The sequence below is a fragment of the Pedobacter boryungensis genome (assembly GCF_013204825.1).
Taxonomy (GTDB): domain Bacteria; phylum Bacteroidota; class Bacteroidia; order Sphingobacteriales; family Sphingobacteriaceae; genus Pedobacter; species Pedobacter boryungensis.
Genome location: NZ_JABMKV010000005.1, coordinates 16,418 through 34,215 on the forward strand (window position 1 = coordinate 16,418; position 17,798 = coordinate 34,215).

Here is a 17,798-nt window from a genome sequence, read left to right on the forward strand (position 1 = left end):
GAACATTTTTTCTAGTTCGTATTCCTTTACTTATTGATGATATTTTATGCGAAATTATTGCTAACAAAGGTTGTAACTTTGCAAAGTGAAACTATAAGGGAATAATTGCCCTAAATAGGTTATTGATACATATAAAATGAAAATAAAATTAAATACAATAGACGAAGCTCTTGAGGATATCAAAGCTGGTAAAATAATTATAGTGGTGGATGATGAGGATCGTGAAAATGAAGGGGACTTTATCACGGCGGCCAGAAATGTAACACCAGAAGTAATTAATTTTATGTCTAAGTATGGAAGAGGATTAATCTGTGCTCCATTAATTGAAGATCTTTGTAACGATTTGAAATTAGACTTAATGGTGCAAAATAATACAGTTTTACATCAAACACCATTCACCGTATCGGTTGATTTAATTGGGCATGGATGTACTACAGGTATCTCTACACACGATAGAGCTAAAACTGTGCAAGCGTTAATCAATCCAGATACTAAACCAGAAGATTTAGGTCGACCAGGTCATATTTTTCCTTTAAAGGCAAGAAGAGAAGGGGTGTTGAGAAGAACCGGTCATACAGAAGCTACTATAGATATCGCTAGGCTTGCAGGTTTTGAACCAGCAGGAGTTTTGGTGGAGATCATGAATGAAGATGGTACTATGGCTCGTTTGCCTGATTTAGTACATATCGCTGCTCAGCATGAGCTTAAAATCATTTCAATTAAAGACCTTATTGCTTATCGCCTTGCAGCAGAAAGCTTAATTAAAGAAGAAGTTACCGTAAATCTACCAACTCAATGGGGAGATTTTAAAATGACTGCTTATACTCAGCTTAGTAATAATGCTACGCACTTAGCTATTAGCAAAGGAGAGTGGGCGGCTGATGAACCTATTCTTGCTAGAATTCACAGTTCATGTGTTACCGGTGATATTTTTGGTTCTTGTCGTTGTGATTGCGGACCTCAATTGCATGCTGCTTTTCAGATGATTGAAAAAGAAGGGAAAGGAATTGTTGTGTATATGAACCAAGAGGGAAGAGGAATTGGCTTGATTAATAAATTGCGATCTTATAATTTGCAGGATGCTGGTTTTGATACCGTTGAAGCTAATATAGAGTTGGGCTTTAAGGGCGATGAACGCGATTATGGTGTTGGTGCACAAATATTAAGGGCACAAGGTGTAAGTAAAATGAAATTGTTATCTAATAATCCAACAAAACGAGCAGGGTTAATTGGTTACGGTTTAGAAATTGTAGAGAATATACCAATTGAGATTGAGAGTAATAAACATAATGAGACCTATTTAAAAACTAAACGTGATAAAATGGGTCACCACATTATGAAAGGTTAGGCAAATAGATGGGGCATATAAATAAAAATCCAAAGCTTATTTTCGCTTTGGATTTTTTTTGCTTTCGTTCATAATCGCTTCTTTATCAAGCTTCTCTTTTGCTTTCTGCGCTTCTTTTTTCTTCTGATCTCTACGATATTTACCGCTTATTTTTTGTAGAAATTCTTTAAATGAATCAAATTGTTGACTATAAATTAATCCTAAAGAAGTAACGTTAGCATTTGGATCTACACCTGGATTAGCGAATATGCTTTGTTGTGTTGGTGGTTTGTTAGCTAATTTACCCACTAATGTTCCATCTTTTTTAATTAAACCTAGAATTTCTACCTCTTTACCAACATTGTCTTTGAAAAGACCAATTGAATAATCAGTAGAGCTTTTTGTGTTGTCTACAATTCCAGCGTTTACTATAATTCTATCATTAAAAAATTTAAACGAGGCACTTGCTTCATTAAATGATTGAACGTTGATATCAACAAAATTTAAATTCAGTGAAGAAAGTAGGTTATTAAATTGATTAAAAATCAATTCTGTAGCAGTACTTGTTCCTACCGAACTTAATTGCTGACCTATATTTGCTTTACCAGTTCCAGGTGCAAAACGACGTTGAATAATTAAGCTTAATGCTTGTGTATTCAAATTGTCTCCATCATTAAAATAAGCTTGTAATTCATCTTTAACTGCCGGATTTGTAGGGAAGAAGATGTCTAGTTTAATATCTGGTTTCAATAGAAGTCCTGATAAACCCATCTCAACTTCAGTTTGTACTCGTTCGCTTGCATTGCTACTTGCATCTCGATTAGCTGCAGTATACAAATCACTCAAACTAGCCCGTAAAGCATATATTGCTTTTAAGTTAATTTGAGCATTACTTGGATTTCCTGTCCAGCGTATGGTACCACCTTGGCGAATATCCAAACGTTTGTTAATTACTTCCTGTGCAGTAAAATCAAAGGTTCCAGTTTCTATAATATAGTCGCCTTTCATTTCGAAATCGCCTATGCTATTGATATTTAGTTCTAACTCTGCATTACCTTTTCCACTTAATTTACCCAATATGGTATAGATATTCGCGGTACTATTCGGGTCAACTTTAAGTTTAAAGTTCATGGTTAAACCATCGAAACTTGTTTTTCTCTGAATAACTTGGGTAGTATCTTTACTTACAAAGGTGATAAAATCCTTTTCAGAAACTGTTTCAGAGCTATTTAATGGTAAATTAAATACTGTTCCTTTTTCTGTTTTTGCGTCAATATCGATAAACATTTTATTGGTTGGACCTTTGAACGAGAAATTGCCTGTAGCATAAGCCTTTCCATAATAAACAGAATTATCTTTTGATGTGGTATTTAGTGCCATGAAATTAGTAGCAACTAAATCTACCTGTATATTTGGATTGTCAATATTATTTAAATCAACAGTGCCATTTGCTATAGCTTCATTACCATCTACATCTTGTAATACCAAATCATTTATGGCAATTACACTATTATTTACTTCAACTTTGTCATTTAAAGTATAGGCAGTTTTAAGATAGTTAACAGTTACCTCGCCTTTATCAAATGATACATCTCCATTTATTGCGGGTTTATTAAAAGAACCTTTTACTGTTAAATCTGCAGAAATATTTCCTTTTAAATTGGAAACTAGTTTCTTAACAAAAGGCTCTAGAACTGTTAATTTACTCTCGTCTAGCTTAATATTGAGATCGATCTGTTTTTCTTTTAAGTCTAAATTTCCAGTTAATTTAAAAGTCTCTTTATCATCTGTTATAATTTGAGTATAGATGTTGGCAAGGTTAATACTTCTGTTGTAAGAAGAAGTATCGGTTAACTTACCAATATACGTGTCGTTAAAATTAAGAGAATCGATTTGTATGCTATCCGAAATTCGAGGTGAGTTAAGAATGTTGTATAGCTTTGTTTTACCATTGATGTGACCTGCCATCTTCAAGCCCAAGGTTTTTACAAATGGATTTAATGTTTTAAGACTGAAATTTTCAAAACCCACAACTAGTAAATCTTTTGGATCATTCGACACAATCCCGTCTACTTTTAATAGTTGTTTATCCTTACTTAAGGAGAAATTATTAATCTCAGTTTTGCCATTGTTGAAACTGATTCTAACTTTTTCTTGTATCATCCAATCTTCATTGTTGATTTTTAAATTGGATGGTAAAACACTGATTTTAGCTGTGGTATCTCCAGCAAATTCAATCAATCCGTTTAAATCCAATTGATTGGCATCGTCGGCATTAGATAGTTTTACGTTTAGAGAAAGGCTATCATTTCGCAGAACATTAGAAATGTTCACGTTTTTGATATATAGACTATCGTTCAGGTCAACCCTGTCCGAGGTGATAATCGCTTGTAATTGTTTTGAAGTAGTGTTTTCGTCGATAATAATATTGCTCGCTTTAATTCCTTTATAAATTAAGGTTTTTATACTTCCATTTAACGTTGCTATATTATTTCTCGAATCAAAAGATCCGATAAGCAAAGCCTGATCTTCAATTTGTAAACCTGGCACTAAAAGTTCGGCAATTGGTTCAAATCGTTTAATCTTTAAGTTAAAATTGAAAATTTGCGTATTGTATTTTATAATGTCTGTTTTTATAGATGGCACATAGGTTTTAGCAATTGCTTTATAGTAAGAAACAATTGTATTTAGATCATATTGACCTTTTATACTAGCATCTAAAATATCAGATTTAATTGTTAAGCTTCTATCTATTCCAATGCCATTTGCACTTAATTGAACAGAATCAATATTGTAAATACCTTTTTTATTATTTAATCTTATTTGCTGGATTAATAGATTTCCTTGAATGTTATCTAAATTATTGCCTGAAAAGTTAGTGCTAAATGTAGCATCTACTTTAAGTGAATCTTTATATAATTTTAACGTTTTAAGTCGAGCATTTTTTATAGATGCATTAAAATTGAAAACAGGTAATTTAGGATTTAGGTTTACGCCACCATCGAAGACTAATTGAACATTTTTATCATTTATTTTAAGATTTCCATCAAAATATTTTTTATCGAATGTGCCATTAATAGTTACGTTTCTATACCGATAACCATTGAAATCGATATATGTTACTTCACCTTTTAATTGTTCTGTTAGTCCTTTTATTTCTATTCCCTTACCTTTTACATATAGTGCAGAGGTAATTTTTCCTAAACTTTTTTCATTTAGCAACTCACCCAAATTAAAATCAAAAGTTTTAACATTTCCAGAATAAGAAGGAACATCGTTCTTATCTATCTTCATGTTAACATCAGATTTAAATCTCCCTAGCTTTGTTTTAAATTCGCCATAGGCGATGAAATCATTCTGAAAACCTGTAAATGATCCGTTGAAGTTAATATTGCCAAATTTATTCACGATTACTGGAATAGATTTCATTTGTTTTCCTGTAATGTCTGTCAAAATTCCTTCTAAATCCTTTTTGTTAGTGCCGGCCATTTCAATCTTCATATCCATAAAAGTTTGTTCCCAATCTGGCAAACCCTTTAGTGTGAAATCTCCTTTAATATAAGTGGCTTTTCCTGCTTTTAATGATAGTTTTTTTGCTCGAAGGTCATTTACATACCCTGAAATTTGTCCATCAATATCGATGTCTAATTTCATCTTTTTTAAAGCCGGAGTAAAATACGAAATGTCGTTAGAGGAAATATGGCTATCTTTAAAGTTAGCTTTCATACGCACTTTATTTACGTAATCGTTAAAGTCTCTAAACCTGCCAAACTTCATTTGGAAATAATTACTTAGCCGCGTTTGATTGGTAACCAGCATTAGATTTTTAAGTTCTATTGCATTCGTATCAATAGAGGTAAGTGCCGTTAAATTTTTAAGATAGAAACCGCTTTTTTCCCTAAAAGTTAAGTTTTTGATGTTAGCTTGAATGACATGCTCTTTTGTATTAAGTTTTTCAAAAATGCCATTTAGTTTACTCAAGCTAATGTCATCAAAATTAATTCCCTTAATCAATGTGTCTTTCTTTAGGTTTTTATACTTAAAAGCAACATTATTTAATATAATTCTATCGAATAGAAATTGAAATTTCTTTCTCTTAGGTCTGTTTTTTGGAGCAGGGCTATCAAAGTAGTCTATTATAAAATCAAGGTTTGATGACCCATCTTGATGATCTTTTAAAAAGAATGATCCATTATTTATCTGGACTGTGTTTACGTCTAAAATTCTTTCTTTTAAGGATAATTTGTTTAGATCTACTAAAAACTTCGGAAAATTAGCTAATGTATCTTTTTGTCTATCTAGGACAACCAAGTTTTCTAATACGACAGATTTAAAAGGTTTTACGTATAATCCGCCGATAGAAACTGTAGTCTTGAGCTCTTTAGAAAGATAAGCAGCAGCTTTTTTTGCAACAAATGTTTGTACAGGTTTAAACTGAAGAGAAAATATGACAATAGCAAGCAATAATATTATTGATGCAACAACCCAAAGCAGTATTTTTAATAGTTTTTTAATAATTTTGTAGCTTAATAATAATAAACGTGTCTATAATACTTGCCATTGAATCTTCTTGTGATGAAACATCAGTTGCCGTTTGTAACAACGGCAAAATTACTGCCAATGTTATTGCAAACCAAACAATTCATGAAAATTATGGAGGGGTAATACCAGAATTAGCATCAAGAGTTCATCAACAAAATATAGTACCTGCTGTTCAACAAGCGTTGTCAATTGCTAAAGTTAACAAAAATGACTTAAACGGAGTTGCTTTTACACAAGGTCCGGGTCTATTAGGGTCTTTATTGGTGGGTGTATCATTTGCTAAATCATTTGCCTTAGCACTAAATTTACCTTTAATTTCTGTAAACCATATGCAAGCGCATATATTGGCTCATTTTATAGATGATCCGAAACCGAAATTTCCTTTTTTATGTTTAACCGTTTCTGGTGGCCATACACAAATAGTATTGGTAAAAGATTATTTTGACATGGAAATTGTAGGTGAAACGTTAGATGATGCAGCAGGTGAAGCATTTGACAAAACAGCCAAAATTTTAAACTTGCCTTATCCAGGAGGACCATTAATTGATAAACATGCTCAGCAAGGAAATCCTTTAGCATTTAAATTTCCTGAACCACAAATACAAGGACTTAATTATAGCTTTAGTGGATTTAAAACTGCAATTTTGTATTTTATAAGAGACAGTCAAAAAGAGAACCCTTTATTTGTTGAAGAAAATTTAGCAGACATTTGTGCTTCTGTTCAATATAGCATTATAAATATATTATTGAACAAATTGAAAAAGTCTGCTAAACAATATAATATTAAAGAAATTGCAATTGCCGGTGGGGTTTCAGCAAATTCTGGATTAAGGAATTCGTTATCCCAATTGAAAGATAGTTTAGGCTGGAACGTATACATTCCGGCTTTTCAATATTGTACGGATAATGCGGGAATGATTGCTATTGCTGGTTACCAGAAATTTTTAGCTGGCGATTTTGTAAAACAGGATGTTTCGCCAATGGCGAGAATGAATTTTTAATAATTAAAATATGGGAACAACGAGTTATATCTTTTTTGGTTTATTACTAATTCCATTAATCATTTTTTTAATCTGGGCAATTAAGCAAGATAAAAGAAGAAATTATCTGGGTTTATTCTTTTTAGTGGTAGGGGTAATTATTGCTATTTATACCATTTTAAGGTTAGATAAAGATTTTATGGAAAATAATACGCAAGTTGTTCCAAAATCATCAAGCTTTAAATAAATAAAAAAGGAGAATTTTTCAATTCTCCTTTTTTATTATGATGATTTAGTTTTTGAGCTTATAGTTTCTCTTCTAACTTTTCGCCTGTTACCTCAACTCTTATTTTTGCTTCAATCTCATCAGATAACTCTGGATTATCTAGTAATAATTGCTTAACTGCATCTCTTCCCTGACCTAGTTTAGTTTCTCCATAAGAGAACCAAGATCCAGCTTTTTTAATAATATTGAAATCTACACCTAAGTCGATAATTTCTCCTGTTTTAGAAATACCTTCGCCAAACATAATGTCAAATTCAGCTATACGGAAAGGAGGCGCCACTTTATTTTTAACGATTTTCACTTTAACTCTATTTCCAGAAACCTCATCAGAATCTTTAATTTGTGAAGTTCTACGGATATCTAAACGTACTGATGCATAGAATTTTAAAGCGTTACCACCAGTTGTAGTTTCCGGGTTACCGAACATTACGCCAATTTTTTCACGTAATTGATTGATGAAGATACAGCAACATCCAGTTTTAGCAATTGTTCCAGTTAATTTACGTAAAGCCTGGCTCATTAAACGAGCTTGTAAACCCATTCTGCTATCGCCCATTTCACCTTCAATCTCTGCTTTTGGTACTAAGGCTGCAACCGAGTCAATTACGATTACATCAATTGCACCAGAACGGATTAAATTATCAGCAATTTCTAATGCTTGTTCACCATTATCTGGTTGCGAAATCAAAAGATTATCTACATCTACCCCTAATTTTTTAGCGTAACCTTTATCAAATGCATGCTCTGCATCAATAAATGCTGCAATGCCTCCTTTTTTCTGTGCTTCTGCAATAATATGTGTGGCTAAAGTGGTTTTACCTGATGATTCTGGTCCATAAATCTCTATTACACGACCTTTTGGAACGCCACCAATGCCTAAGGCAATGTCTAAACTAATAGAGCCTGTAGAAATCGAATCGATTGCTTCGACAGCAGCATCACCTAGTTTCATAACGGAACCTTTACCGTATGATTTTTCTAATTTATCTAAAGTTAATTGTAGTGCTTTTAATTTTTCTGCGTTTGGGTTCATTTCGTAATTCTCTAAGTAAATAAATATATGTATCGGCTAATAATCTAACATTTGTAATGCTAATAACTTTAGCAAACATATTAATTTAAATTTGATTTATGCAAATAATATTTAAAATATTTTAATAAATTTATCAACATGGCTAATTTATTTAGTTTTGAAGGTCTTTTCGAAATATTTGCAGAAATGGGCTATTTCGCAAATGCTGCATTTCGGACTTCTTGCTACGCACACATAGCGTCCATGTAAAATTAACCAATGATGTGCCATTGCAATAGTATGCTCTGGTAAATGTTTTACTAAATCTTTTTCAACTGCTAATGGGGTTTTCCCATTCGTTAACCCAATTCTATTAGCAACTCTAAACACATGTGTATCTACCGCCATTGCTGGCGCATCGTAAATTACAGAAGCGATAACATTTGCAGTTTTCCGACCAACACCGGGCATTTTTTGTAGTTGATCAATATCTGATGGTACTTCATTATTAAATTCATTAACCAACATATTAGCCATCCCCACTAAATGTTTAGCTTTATTATTTGGATAACTTACACTTCTAATGTAATCGAAAACTAAATCTGGTGTAGTTTCTGCAAGAGCTTTTGCATTTGGGAAACGCTGAAAAAGGGTAGGGGTAACCTGATTTATCCTTTTATCGGTGCATTGAGCTGATAAAATAACGGCAACCAATAGTTGATATGGATTATTGTAATGTAATTCTGTTTCAGCGTTAGGTTGTTTAGTAGAAAAGTGAGACACAAAAAGCTGATACCGTTCTTTTTTAAGCATGAACAAATATAAGTATAGGCTACAAATTGCCAATAAACAAATGCTAATAAAAAAGCCCGCTAACTCAGTGCTGGCGGGCTTTGCTTTTTGTAAATTACTTCTTTTTACTGTAAGCTAAAATCCTATTGATGACTTCATCAGATGGATTTTTAACTAGCTCATTCAGTTTAGATTTGATGCTGTTGTAAAACAGTTCATCTTGTTGATCAGTTTCATCGGCAACCTTTTCCACAAGTTGGGTGTTAAGAGAATTTACAAAATTTGTTGAAGTAGAGGTTTTTGTCATACGCAATTAAACATTTAGAAATATAATTTAGTTTTTAAATCTAAACGCAATTGCATACATATTATTTTATAAGCGAATTAAATTATTTCACTATTCCAAATTAAATTTTTTAAAATGCCTTTTTGAGGATAAATGCTAGCTTTTCCTTGATTGCGGATACTTAGATATAATGTTAAAATAAAAGTTTATTAATTATAAACCTCTTTGCGATGTTACTTCTTTAACATTCATCATTTTACGCAGATTGCTTAAGGCATAACGCATTCTACCCAATGCAGTATTAATGCTTACATCTGTTAAATCGGCAATTTCCTTAAAGCTCAAATCTGCATAATGGCGCATAATTAACACTTCTTTTTGCTCGTCTGGTAAAAGATGAATCATTGCTCTTAAATCTGCATGTGTTTGCTCACGTAACATTCTATCTTCTGTGCTTTCTTCAAGAATTTGCAAAAGATTAAGCACATCTGTGCCATCAGCACTTGTAATTACTGGTGCACGTTTTTCACGGCGGAAATAATCAATCACCAAGTTATGTGCAATACGCATCACCCATGGTAAAAATTTACCCTCTTCATTATATCTGCCACTACGTAAGGTATTAATTACCTTGATAAAAGCGTCTTGAAAAATGTCTTCGGCTAAATACTGGTCTTTTACCAATAAATAAATAGATGTGTATATTTTGGATTTATGTCTTCGCAGTAATTCTTCTAAAACAGATTCTTCTCCGTTTAGATATAATTTCACCAAATCCTGATCACTGTGCTGTTGTAATTTCATAGGAGTGCGTATACTAAAAGTCTTCTCTTTTTATTGAAAATTAAATAATAAAGTAGCTTTTTAATCTATAGCGTTTCTCCTGTTTTAAGATGGTGGTTTCTAACTTGTGTGAGTTACAATTCCAAAAGACGGATTTTTTTTTGATAATACAACAATAAATGTGTTAAAAAATGTAAAATTTTGTAAAATAGTACTAATATAGAGGTAGGTTGAAACCAAATTCGTAAATTTGAGGTTGTAAAATAGTATAGCTACACAGGCGGTTCATGAGTAAGGAAATAGAGAAAGATCCACACAAAAACATCATAATTAAAGGGGCAAGAGTACACAATCTTAAAAATATTGATGTTGCCATTCCTAAAAACAAGTTGGTTGTAATTACTGGTATGTCTGGGTCGGGTAAATCCTCTCTAGCATTCGATACTTTATACGCAGAAGGACAAAGGCGCTATGTAGAGAGTTTGTCATCTTACGCTCGTCAATTTATGGGCAGGATGAACAAACCAGATGTTGATTATATTAAAGGCATTGCACCAGCCATTGCAATAGAGCAAAAAGTGATTACTTCTAATCCACGTTCTACTGTAGGCACATCAACAGAAATTTATGATTACTTAAAATTGCTTTTCTCTAGAATTGGAATTACTTATTCTCCAATTTCAGGAGCAGTAGTTAAAAAAGATACAGTTACCACAGTAGTAGACTTTATTATAAGTTTAGGAAATGATGCAGTTGTTACCATTTTCTGTCCGTTACATCCTCATAACAATCGTTCTGTTAAAGAAGAATTAGCAGTATTGCTTCAAAAAGGTTTTTTGCGAGTTTACTTTAATGGTAAAATTGCGAAGATTGAGGATTTATTAGAAGATCAGTCGGTAAAGGATATCGAATTAACAGATTCTGAAACCATTCGAATTTTAATAGATCGTATTGTTGTTAACGATGAAGATGAAACCTTAAGTCGCATTGCGGATTCTGTGCAGACTGCATTTTTTGAAGGTAAAGGCGATTGTTTTGTAGAACACGATGGGAAACAAACCTTCTTTTGCGACCGTTTCGAACTAGATGGGGTAAAGTTTGAAGAACCAACTCCTAATTTCTTCAGTTTTAATAACCCATATGGTGCGTGTAAACGTTGCGAAGGTTATGGAAATGTAATTGGCATTGATGAAGATTTAGTAATTCCTGATAAAAGCAAAAGTTTATATGATAATGCTATTGCTCCTTGGCGTGGTGAAAAAATGGGCGAATGGTTAAAGAGGTTTATTAAAAATGCTGATAAATTCGATTTTCCAATTCATCGCTCTTATAGCGAACTAACTGAAAAACAACAACGTTTAATTTGGACAGGCAATAAGTACTTCTCTGGTTTAGATGATTTCTTTAAAGAACTAGAAGAACAAACTTATAAAATACAATACCGTGTTATGCTTTCGCGTTATCGCGGAAAAACAGTTTGCCCAGATTGTAAGGGAACTCGTTTACGTAAAGATGCATCATATGTAAAAATTAATGGAAAGTCTATTTTGGATATGGTGTTAATGCCTTTGTCAACCATACTTCCATTTTTTGAAAAATTAACGCTATCAGAAACTGAGATTAAAATTTCAAAGCGCTTATTGGCAGAAGTTACAAGTCGGGTTTTGTATTTAAATAATGTTGGTTTAGGCTATTTAACTTTAAATCGTTTATCTAACACGCTGTCTGGTGGAGAAAGCCAACGGATTAATCTAGCAACATCATTAGGAAGTAGTTTAGTTGGATCGGTTTACGTATTAGATGAACCTAGTATTGGCCTACATCCTAGAGATACTCATAAGCTGATTGAAGTTTTAACATCACTTAGAAACGTTGGTAACACTGTTTTGGTGGTAGAACACGAAGAAGAGATGATGAAAGCTGCAGATCATATTATTGATATAGGTCCAGAAGCTGGTACACATGGTGGAAACTTAGTGTTTAGCGGTACTTATGAAGAAATCATTAAAGATGATAAATCATTAACAGGTAGATATCTAGTTGGTAAGGAAGAAATAGCTATTCCGGAGAAAAGAAGAACTTGGAAAGACCATATCTTAATTAAAGGGGCGAGAGAGAACAACTTAAAAAATATTGATGTAAAGTTTCCCTTGGGGATTTTTACCTGTGTAAGTGGTGTTTCTGGTTCTGGAAAAACTAGTTTGGTGAAAAAAATCCTTTATCCTGCTTTGCAAAAAGCTATAGGTAATTATGCTGGAGAACAAACAGGAAGTTATGATGGTATTTTTGGTAATATAGATTTGGTTAGCCAGGTAGAAATGGTAGATCAAAATCCTATTGGACGTTCTTCGCGTTCAAATCCTGTCACTTATGTAAAGGCCTGGGATGATATTAGAGCTTTATTTTCGGCTTTGCCAGCTGCAAAAGCAAGTGGATTAAAACCTGCAGCATTTTCTTTTAATGTAGAAGGCGGTCGTTGTGATACCTGCCAAGGAGAGGGTGAAGTGAAAATAGAAATGCAGTTTATGGCTGATATTTATTTGCCTTGCGAAACTTGTGGAGGTAGAAGATTTAAACAACAGGTGTTAGATATCACTTATCAGGATAAAAACGTAGCCGATATTTTAGATTTAACTATAGAACAAGCTGTGGATTTCTTTGCGAAAGAACCTAAAATCTTGCAAAAACTAAATCCTTTGGTAGATGTTGGTTTAGGTTATGTGCATTTAGGCCAATCGTCAAATACATTAAGTGGTGGTGAAGCACAACGTATAAAATTAGCTTCTTTTTTAATCAAAGGGAACAATGCACAAAAAACAGTATTCATATTTGATGAACCTACCACTGGCTTACATTTTCACGATATTAAAAAGCTGTTAAAAGCTTTAAATACATTAATAGAACAGGGGAATACAATTTTGGTTATTGAACATAATATGGATATGATTAAGTGTGCTGATTGGGTAATAGATATTGGGCCAGAAGGTGGTGATAAAGGCGGGCATGTGGTGTTTGAAGGGATACCTGAAGATTTGAAAAATGCTAAAAATTCTTATACAGGCCAATTTTTAAAAGCACATTTAAAGTAAATGATTAGCACTAGGTTGTAATTTTTACATCCTAGAATTGTCTAACAGCTAAATACTAATATCTAAACACTAAATGTTATCTTAGCAAACTATGCTCTTTCTTACCTTACTAATAGGCATATTATTAAATGCAATGGGTTATATCCCTCCGGGAAATATTAACCTTACTGTGGCGCAGCTAACCATTAATAAAGGTATGCGTCAGGCATTGTACTTTATACTTTCATTTTCTTGCGTAGAAGTATTTTTTACCTTCGGAATGATGCGTTTTGCCCGTTGGGTATCGAGTGATGTTAATCTTGATTCAAATATTAGCGAAGTAAGGTTAGGTACTTATGTGGATGCTTTCATGATATTGCTATTTATAGTAATGGGAACAATTACATGGATAAATCGTAAAAAAGTTCCTAAAACAAAAGAAGATAATAGGAGTAGAAAAGGAAGTGTGTTTTATGGCATGTTACTGGGTGTTTTAAATCCTGTACAAATTCCTTTTTGGTTATTTTTTGGCAATTACGTAATTCTTCACGAATGGATTCGCACAAATTATTTATCCTTAGTAATTTTTAGTTTAGGGTCTGGTATGGGGTCTGCTTTGGCTTTGTATGGGTATGCACACTTTGCAAAGTACATTCAAGAGAAGTTTGCATTAAGTAGCCATCTCATCAATCGTTCAATAGCTTTATTTCTTTATGCATTAGCTTTGTATTTAATTATAAAGCAGGCTATAATTTATTTGGGATAAGCATTAGTTCGCTTATAATACATTTATATTGTAGTATCCTATTCTTAAAATTGCAGGAACAATAGGTATTAACGTTGATATCTCCAGTTTAAAGATTTTCCTTCTGTTAACCATTCTATTGTTGTTGCTAGACGCTTTAGTTTGGTTGCTTCAGTTTTAGCAGAAGTAACCCATTCTAAATATTCTCTACGGTGCGATGGACTAAAGTCTTCAAAAGTTTGTTTAGCCTTTGGGTTTTTATTTAATTCATCGGCAAAATAAGCTGGCATTGGAATTTCTGCCTTTGGCGTAATTGTCTTTTTAACTTTTGTTCCTTCCTCATTCAGTTTTAATGCCTCTAAAATATATTCTGTCAAAATTTTAGGATCAGGTAGATCTTGTATTTTTTCTATTCTACCAGTAGTACCCATTGCATCCTTTTCAAAAACCTGATAAGGATCTTTCATCAATGAAGCTTTCCAAAAGCCAAATGCACAGTGTGATTTAAAACCAGCCATTGAACAAACAGTTCCCTTATAATCAAAATGAGGAAATCCCCATTTAATAGTTTCATTAATTAAAGGAGATGTTTGATGGACTAAATTTCTTAAATGTGTTAAAATAGGTTGTGCAAATGCGGCTGATTTTTCAATGTAAGCATCTACGCGTTTATCATATTGTTCCATTTTATTAACCGTTTAATTTCCATATTTTTTCAGCCTTGCGACCAATTAACCAAAAAGAAATCGCTAATACCGAAAAGAATAATGCTTTGTGCCAGCTATCCCAGAAGTATTCGAAATAACGGGTATATAAATTTAAAAATAAAAAAGTAATCCCAAATTCTCTGGCAATTTCATCGTGGTATTTTAAACCTATAAAAATGCTAATTACGCAACATACAGCAGATATAATTGCCCAATAAAATAAAGAAATCTGTTTTACTGTATACCATTCCTCCAGTATGCCATAGTTACCAAAAATAGAAAGTAACCATAGCGATACGAACAGATAAGCCATGCCGCTGATATAAGTAGTAGAAAAGAAATAATCGAGCTTCTTTTTGTATTTAAGTAAGAAAGAGCCTGCGGTAAGTACTAAGCCAAATAATACAAACCGTAGGGGATAATTTAAGCCCATAAAATACCAACTCCATTTAGATAAATACCCAGTTTCTGTGCCAAACCATGCACCAAAAGAAAGTAAGGTGAAAACCCAAATTAATCTAGATTTAAATGTATACGCTAAAATTGCATACACCATAACGGCTATTAAAATTAAAATGGAAAAGTGATTGTTGCCACTGTGCAATGATTTCCCAAAATAGGCAATGGCATTTGCAGTGAGCATTACTGCTGTAAGGATAAATGCTTCGTTACTAAATATCAAATCAGGCTTTAACTTTTTTCTCCTAAACCCAACTATAAATAACCAGGCTGCACCTACAGCAGACACTAAGCTAATGATAATGTTAGGCGTATTATAAAGTTTATTAATATAGCTAAGTAAGGTTTTATCAATTAACAAAGCACCAAGAGAAATAACCCCACAAGCCATTGCAATCCAAAAAGAGTATTGGGCAAGCCTTCTCCAGTCGAATTGCTTAGACTCATAACTTTTGCGAAGCTTTTCTGCGGTAGCTTCTGGGATAAGATTTTCACTTTGCCAATGATCAATCATCTCCTCTAAAAACTCACTCTTTTCCTGATCTATTTTCTTCATCAAGTACTAAGATAATTAATCACTTCCTTAATCTTCTTATGATTTCCAACAATCCAAATTACATCACCATTGTCAAACACAAAATCGGAGGATGGGTTTAAGATTTTATCAGTTCCTCTTTCTATTCCCACCACTAAGGCTTGCGCTTTTTCTCTAATGCCAGCATTTCTAATACTTTGTCCGTAAACTGACGAATCGCTATTGACAACCACTTTTTGCAATGTCATTTCCTTATCGGGAAATGTGTTTTCGCTTATTTCGGGTAAATCTACTTCAAGCAAAAGCTTAACCGATGCTAATTGATCATCGGCGCCAATTAAAAGTAGTTTGTCATTAGGATAAAGCCTTTCATCACGTCCTGGAGTAGGAATTGTATTTCGTCCTCTTTCAATCAACGCAATATTTACACCATATTTCTCTCTAATCATTAATTCTGCCAATGTTTTTCCAACAACTTCAGATTCTGGTGAAACTTTTAGTTCTGTTAAGTGTGTATCCCATGGCAAAATATGTGGTGTTCTATTTTCTCTGGCATTTAAGTTTAACATAAACCTATTTTCTAGTTTGGTATAAAATGATTGCAGTTTTCTGGAGAAAATAACCATAACCAAAATAACAAGTGTTAATGCAATTACTGCAGCTATCCAGGTATCAAAAAACTCATACATCAAAAAGCCTACAAAGAAAATCCCTAACAAAATTCTAAACACTTCAATAGCGATTAGAGGTCCACGGGTGTATTTTTTATTTAACCATAAATGTGAGTAAGCAGTTCTTTGTATCCTTCTAAGTGATAAAGCCCATAAAAATGGAGCCATCAGAATAAAGGAAATAATTACACTAATAATAGTGGCATTCGAGCCAATATCTAACCTATAGGCTATAAATGGATTTAGAAACCTTGCCGCCAATAAAATGATAGAAATGATAATTACAGAGTGGATAATAGTATTAAATATATACGATCGCAGTAATATTCTCCAATCGCTCAGCGTTGTGATGCCCTCGGTACTAGAACTATACCTTTCAATAGCATTAAGCCATTTTTTCGGTAATCTGTTATTTAGAAAGTTATAAAATGGTTCGGATAGTTTAATTAAATATGGGGTTGTAAAAGTAGTAATCGCTGCTGCGGCTACTGCAATAGGATATAAAAATTCGCTCGTTACTTTTAAGCTTACACCCAAAGTTGCAATAATAAAAGAAAATTCCCCGATTTGAGCTAAACTCATACCTGCTTGTACGGAAGTTTTAAGTGGTTGTCCCGCTAATAATGCACCTAAAACGGTAAAGAGAATTTTTCCGAATATGATAATCAACGTAATTAAAAATATAGGCATTGCATATTCAATTAACACACTCGGATTAATTAACATACCTACCGAAACAAAAAATATAGCGGCAAATAAATCTTTAACAGATTTTGTTAAGTGTTCTATACGCTCTGCTTGTGTAGTTTCTGCTAGGATAGAACCCATAATAAATGCACCTAATGCAGGGGAAAACCCAGCTTTATCTGCTAATAAAACCATCACTAAACATAATGCTAATGAGACGACCAACATGGTTTCATCATTCATTAATTTTTTGGTGGCCTTTAAAAATGTGGGTATTAAAAATATGCCGCCTAAAAACCATAACACTAAGAAGAAACTTAGTTTTAGGATGGATTTAATCATTTCTGGACCTGCAGCTTGCTGACTAACTGCCATTGTAGAAAATAATACCAATAATAAAATAGCGACTAAATCTTCTACTATCAATACGCCGAATACTAAGCCGGCAAACTTTTTATGTTTAATGCCAAGTTCTTCAAAGGCTTTAATGGTAATCATAGTAGAGGAAATGGAAATAATCCCGCCAAGGAAAATACTATCCATATTATTCCAGCCCATTGCTATACCAATTAGATAACCAGCAAGAATGATAAAAAGAACTTTAACAATAGCTGTAATTGAGGCAGAACCGCCAACTTTAACTAATTTTTTAAAACTAAATTCTAGTCCTAGACTAAATAATAAGAAGATTACGCCGATTTCGCCCCAAATCGTGATGCTTTTGTTATCACTTACAGTTGGGATAATGTTAATATGCGGGCCAACTAGTAATCCGGCAATAATATAACCTAATACAAGAGGTTGTTTAATTTTTTTAAATAGGAGTGTAGTTACTCCAGCGGCGGCAAGAATAAGGCCTAAATCGGCGATTAATACAGGTAAGTGAATCATAAAGTATATTTTTTTGATGAATAATTT

At 33.1% G+C, this 17,798-nt stretch carries 13 protein-coding genes; 5 read left to right on the forward strand and 8 right to left on the reverse strand.

The annotated features are described in order from the left end of the window. Positions 1–136: 136 nt before the first annotated feature. A complete protein-coding gene (locus HQN85_RS15175; protein WP_173273844.1) occupies positions 137–1,348 on the forward strand; it encodes a bifunctional 3,4-dihydroxy-2-butanone-4-phosphate synthase/GTP cyclohydrolase II in 1,212 nt (403 codons plus the stop codon). A 36-nt stretch (positions 1,349–1,384) separates the two neighbouring features. Here HQN85_RS15175 and HQN85_RS15180 read toward each other — a convergent pair whose 3' ends face one another. Beyond that, entirely contained in the window at positions 1,385–5,791 is a 4,407-nt protein-coding gene (locus HQN85_RS15180) for a translocation/assembly module TamB domain-containing protein (protein WP_246249850.1), read from the reverse strand. 77 nt (positions 5,792–5,868) lie between these two features. On the opposite strand from HQN85_RS15180, the gene tsaD reads away from it, so the two are divergent. Next, complete coding sequence (tsaD, locus tag HQN85_RS15185; RefSeq protein ID WP_173273846.1) at positions 5,869–6,870, forward strand: tRNA (adenosine(37)-N6)-threonylcarbamoyltransferase complex transferase subunit TsaD; 1,002 nt, start codon at positions 5,869–5,871, stop codon at positions 6,868–6,870. A 10-nt stretch (positions 6,871–6,880) separates the two neighbouring features. Next, the gene (locus HQN85_RS15190; protein ID WP_173273848.1) at positions 6,881–7,096 is read left to right on the forward strand and encodes a hypothetical protein; all 216 of its coding nucleotides are present in this window, start codon (positions 6,881–6,883) and stop codon (positions 7,094–7,096) included. 58 nt (positions 7,097–7,154) lie between these two features. Here HQN85_RS15190 and recA read toward each other — a convergent pair whose 3' ends face one another. The 4 genes from recA to HQN85_RS15210 form a co-directional block, all read right to left on the reverse strand. Then, positions 7,155–8,168 (reverse strand): recombinase RecA, encoded by a 1,014-nt coding sequence (recA, locus tag HQN85_RS15195; RefSeq protein WP_173273850.1) that lies wholly within the window; start codon positions 8,166–8,168, stop codon positions 7,155–7,157. Between the two features lie 147 nt (positions 8,169–8,315). Then, positions 8,316–8,960, reverse strand: coding sequence for an endonuclease III (gene nth / locus HQN85_RS15200; protein ID WP_173273852.1), 645 nt, complete (start codon positions 8,958–8,960; stop codon positions 8,316–8,318). Between the two features lie 94 nt (positions 8,961–9,054). After that, a complete protein-coding gene (locus tag HQN85_RS15205) occupies positions 9,055–9,246 on the reverse strand; it encodes a hypothetical protein (RefSeq protein ID WP_173273819.1) in 192 nt (63 codons plus the stop codon). A 192-nt stretch (positions 9,247–9,438) separates the two neighbouring features. After that, on the reverse strand, positions 9,439–10,029 hold the full coding sequence (locus HQN85_RS15210) for an RNA polymerase sigma factor (protein ID WP_173273854.1): 591 nt from the start codon (positions 10,027–10,029) through the stop codon (positions 9,439–9,441). Positions 10,030–10,295: 266 nt separating this feature from the next. Here HQN85_RS15210 and uvrA point away from each other — a divergent pair, with 266 nt between their 5' ends. Continuing rightward, entirely contained in the window at positions 10,296–13,097 is a 2,802-nt protein-coding gene (gene uvrA / locus HQN85_RS15215; protein WP_173273856.1) for an excinuclease ABC subunit UvrA, read from the forward strand. Positions 13,098–13,188: 91 nt separating this feature from the next. Next, positions 13,189–13,842: a LysE family transporter gene (locus HQN85_RS15220; RefSeq protein ID WP_173273858.1), complete on the forward strand. Its 654-nt coding sequence runs from the start codon at positions 13,189–13,191 to the stop codon at positions 13,840–13,842. Between the two features lie 68 nt (positions 13,843–13,910). On the opposite strand, the gene HQN85_RS15225 is transcribed toward HQN85_RS15220, so the two are convergent. Genes HQN85_RS15225 through HQN85_RS15235 form a run of 3 tightly spaced genes read right to left on the reverse strand, consistent with a single transcriptional unit; the run spans position 13,911 to position 17,771 of the window. After that, on the reverse strand, positions 13,911–14,507 hold the full coding sequence (locus HQN85_RS15225; RefSeq protein ID WP_173273860.1) for a YdeI/OmpD-associated family protein: 597 nt from the start codon (positions 14,505–14,507) through the stop codon (positions 13,911–13,913). Positions 14,508–14,511: 4 nt separating this feature from the next. Beyond that, positions 14,512–15,543, reverse strand: coding sequence for a DUF2157 domain-containing protein (locus tag HQN85_RS15230; protein ID WP_173273862.1), 1,032 nt, complete (start codon positions 15,541–15,543; stop codon positions 14,512–14,514). Next, positions 15,543–17,771 carry a cation:proton antiporter domain-containing protein gene (locus tag HQN85_RS15235; protein WP_173273864.1) on the reverse strand — a complete coding sequence of 743 codons (2,229 nt, stop codon included), beginning with the start codon at positions 17,769–17,771 and terminating at the stop codon, positions 15,543–15,545. Before HQN85_RS15235 ends, HQN85_RS15230 begins: the two co-directional genes overlap by 1 nt. Between the last annotated feature and the right edge of the window lie 27 nt (positions 17,772–17,798).

Bases quoted from the DNA above. Each gene is read 5' to 3' on its own strand.
- HQN85_RS15175 (WP_173273844.1), top strand. From the start codon at position 137: ATGAAAATAAAATTAAATACAATAGACGAAGCTCTTGAGGATATCAAA.
- HQN85_RS15190 (WP_173273848.1), top strand. From the start codon at position 6,881: ATGGGAACAACGAGTTATATCTTTTTTGGTTTATTACTAATTCCATTA.
- recA (WP_173273850.1), bottom strand. From the start codon at position 8,168: ATGAACCCAAACGCAGAAAAATTAAAAGCACTACAATTAACTTTAGAT.
- nth (WP_173273852.1), bottom strand. From the start codon at position 8,960: ATGCTTAAAAAAGAACGGTATCAGCTTTTTGTGTCTCACTTTTCTACT.
- HQN85_RS15205 (WP_173273819.1), bottom strand. From the start codon at position 9,246: ATGACAAAAACCTCTACTTCAACAAATTTTGTAAATTCTCTTAACACC.
- HQN85_RS15210 (WP_173273854.1), bottom strand. From the start codon at position 10,029: ATGAAATTACAACAGCACAGTGATCAGGATTTGGTGAAATTATATCTA.
- uvrA (WP_173273856.1), top strand. From the start codon at position 10,296: ATGAGTAAGGAAATAGAGAAAGATCCACACAAAAACATCATAATTAAA.
- HQN85_RS15220 (WP_173273858.1), top strand. From the start codon at position 13,189: ATGCTCTTTCTTACCTTACTAATAGGCATATTATTAAATGCAATGGGT.
- HQN85_RS15225 (WP_173273860.1), bottom strand. From the start codon at position 14,507: ATGGAACAATATGATAAACGCGTAGATGCTTACATTGAAAAATCAGCC.
- HQN85_RS15230 (WP_173273862.1), bottom strand. From the start codon at position 15,543: ATGAAGAAAATAGATCAGGAAAAGAGTGAGTTTTTAGAGGAGATGATT.
- HQN85_RS15235 (WP_173273864.1), bottom strand. From the start codon at position 17,771: ATGATTCACTTACCTGTATTAATCGCCGATTTAGGCCTTATTCTTGCC.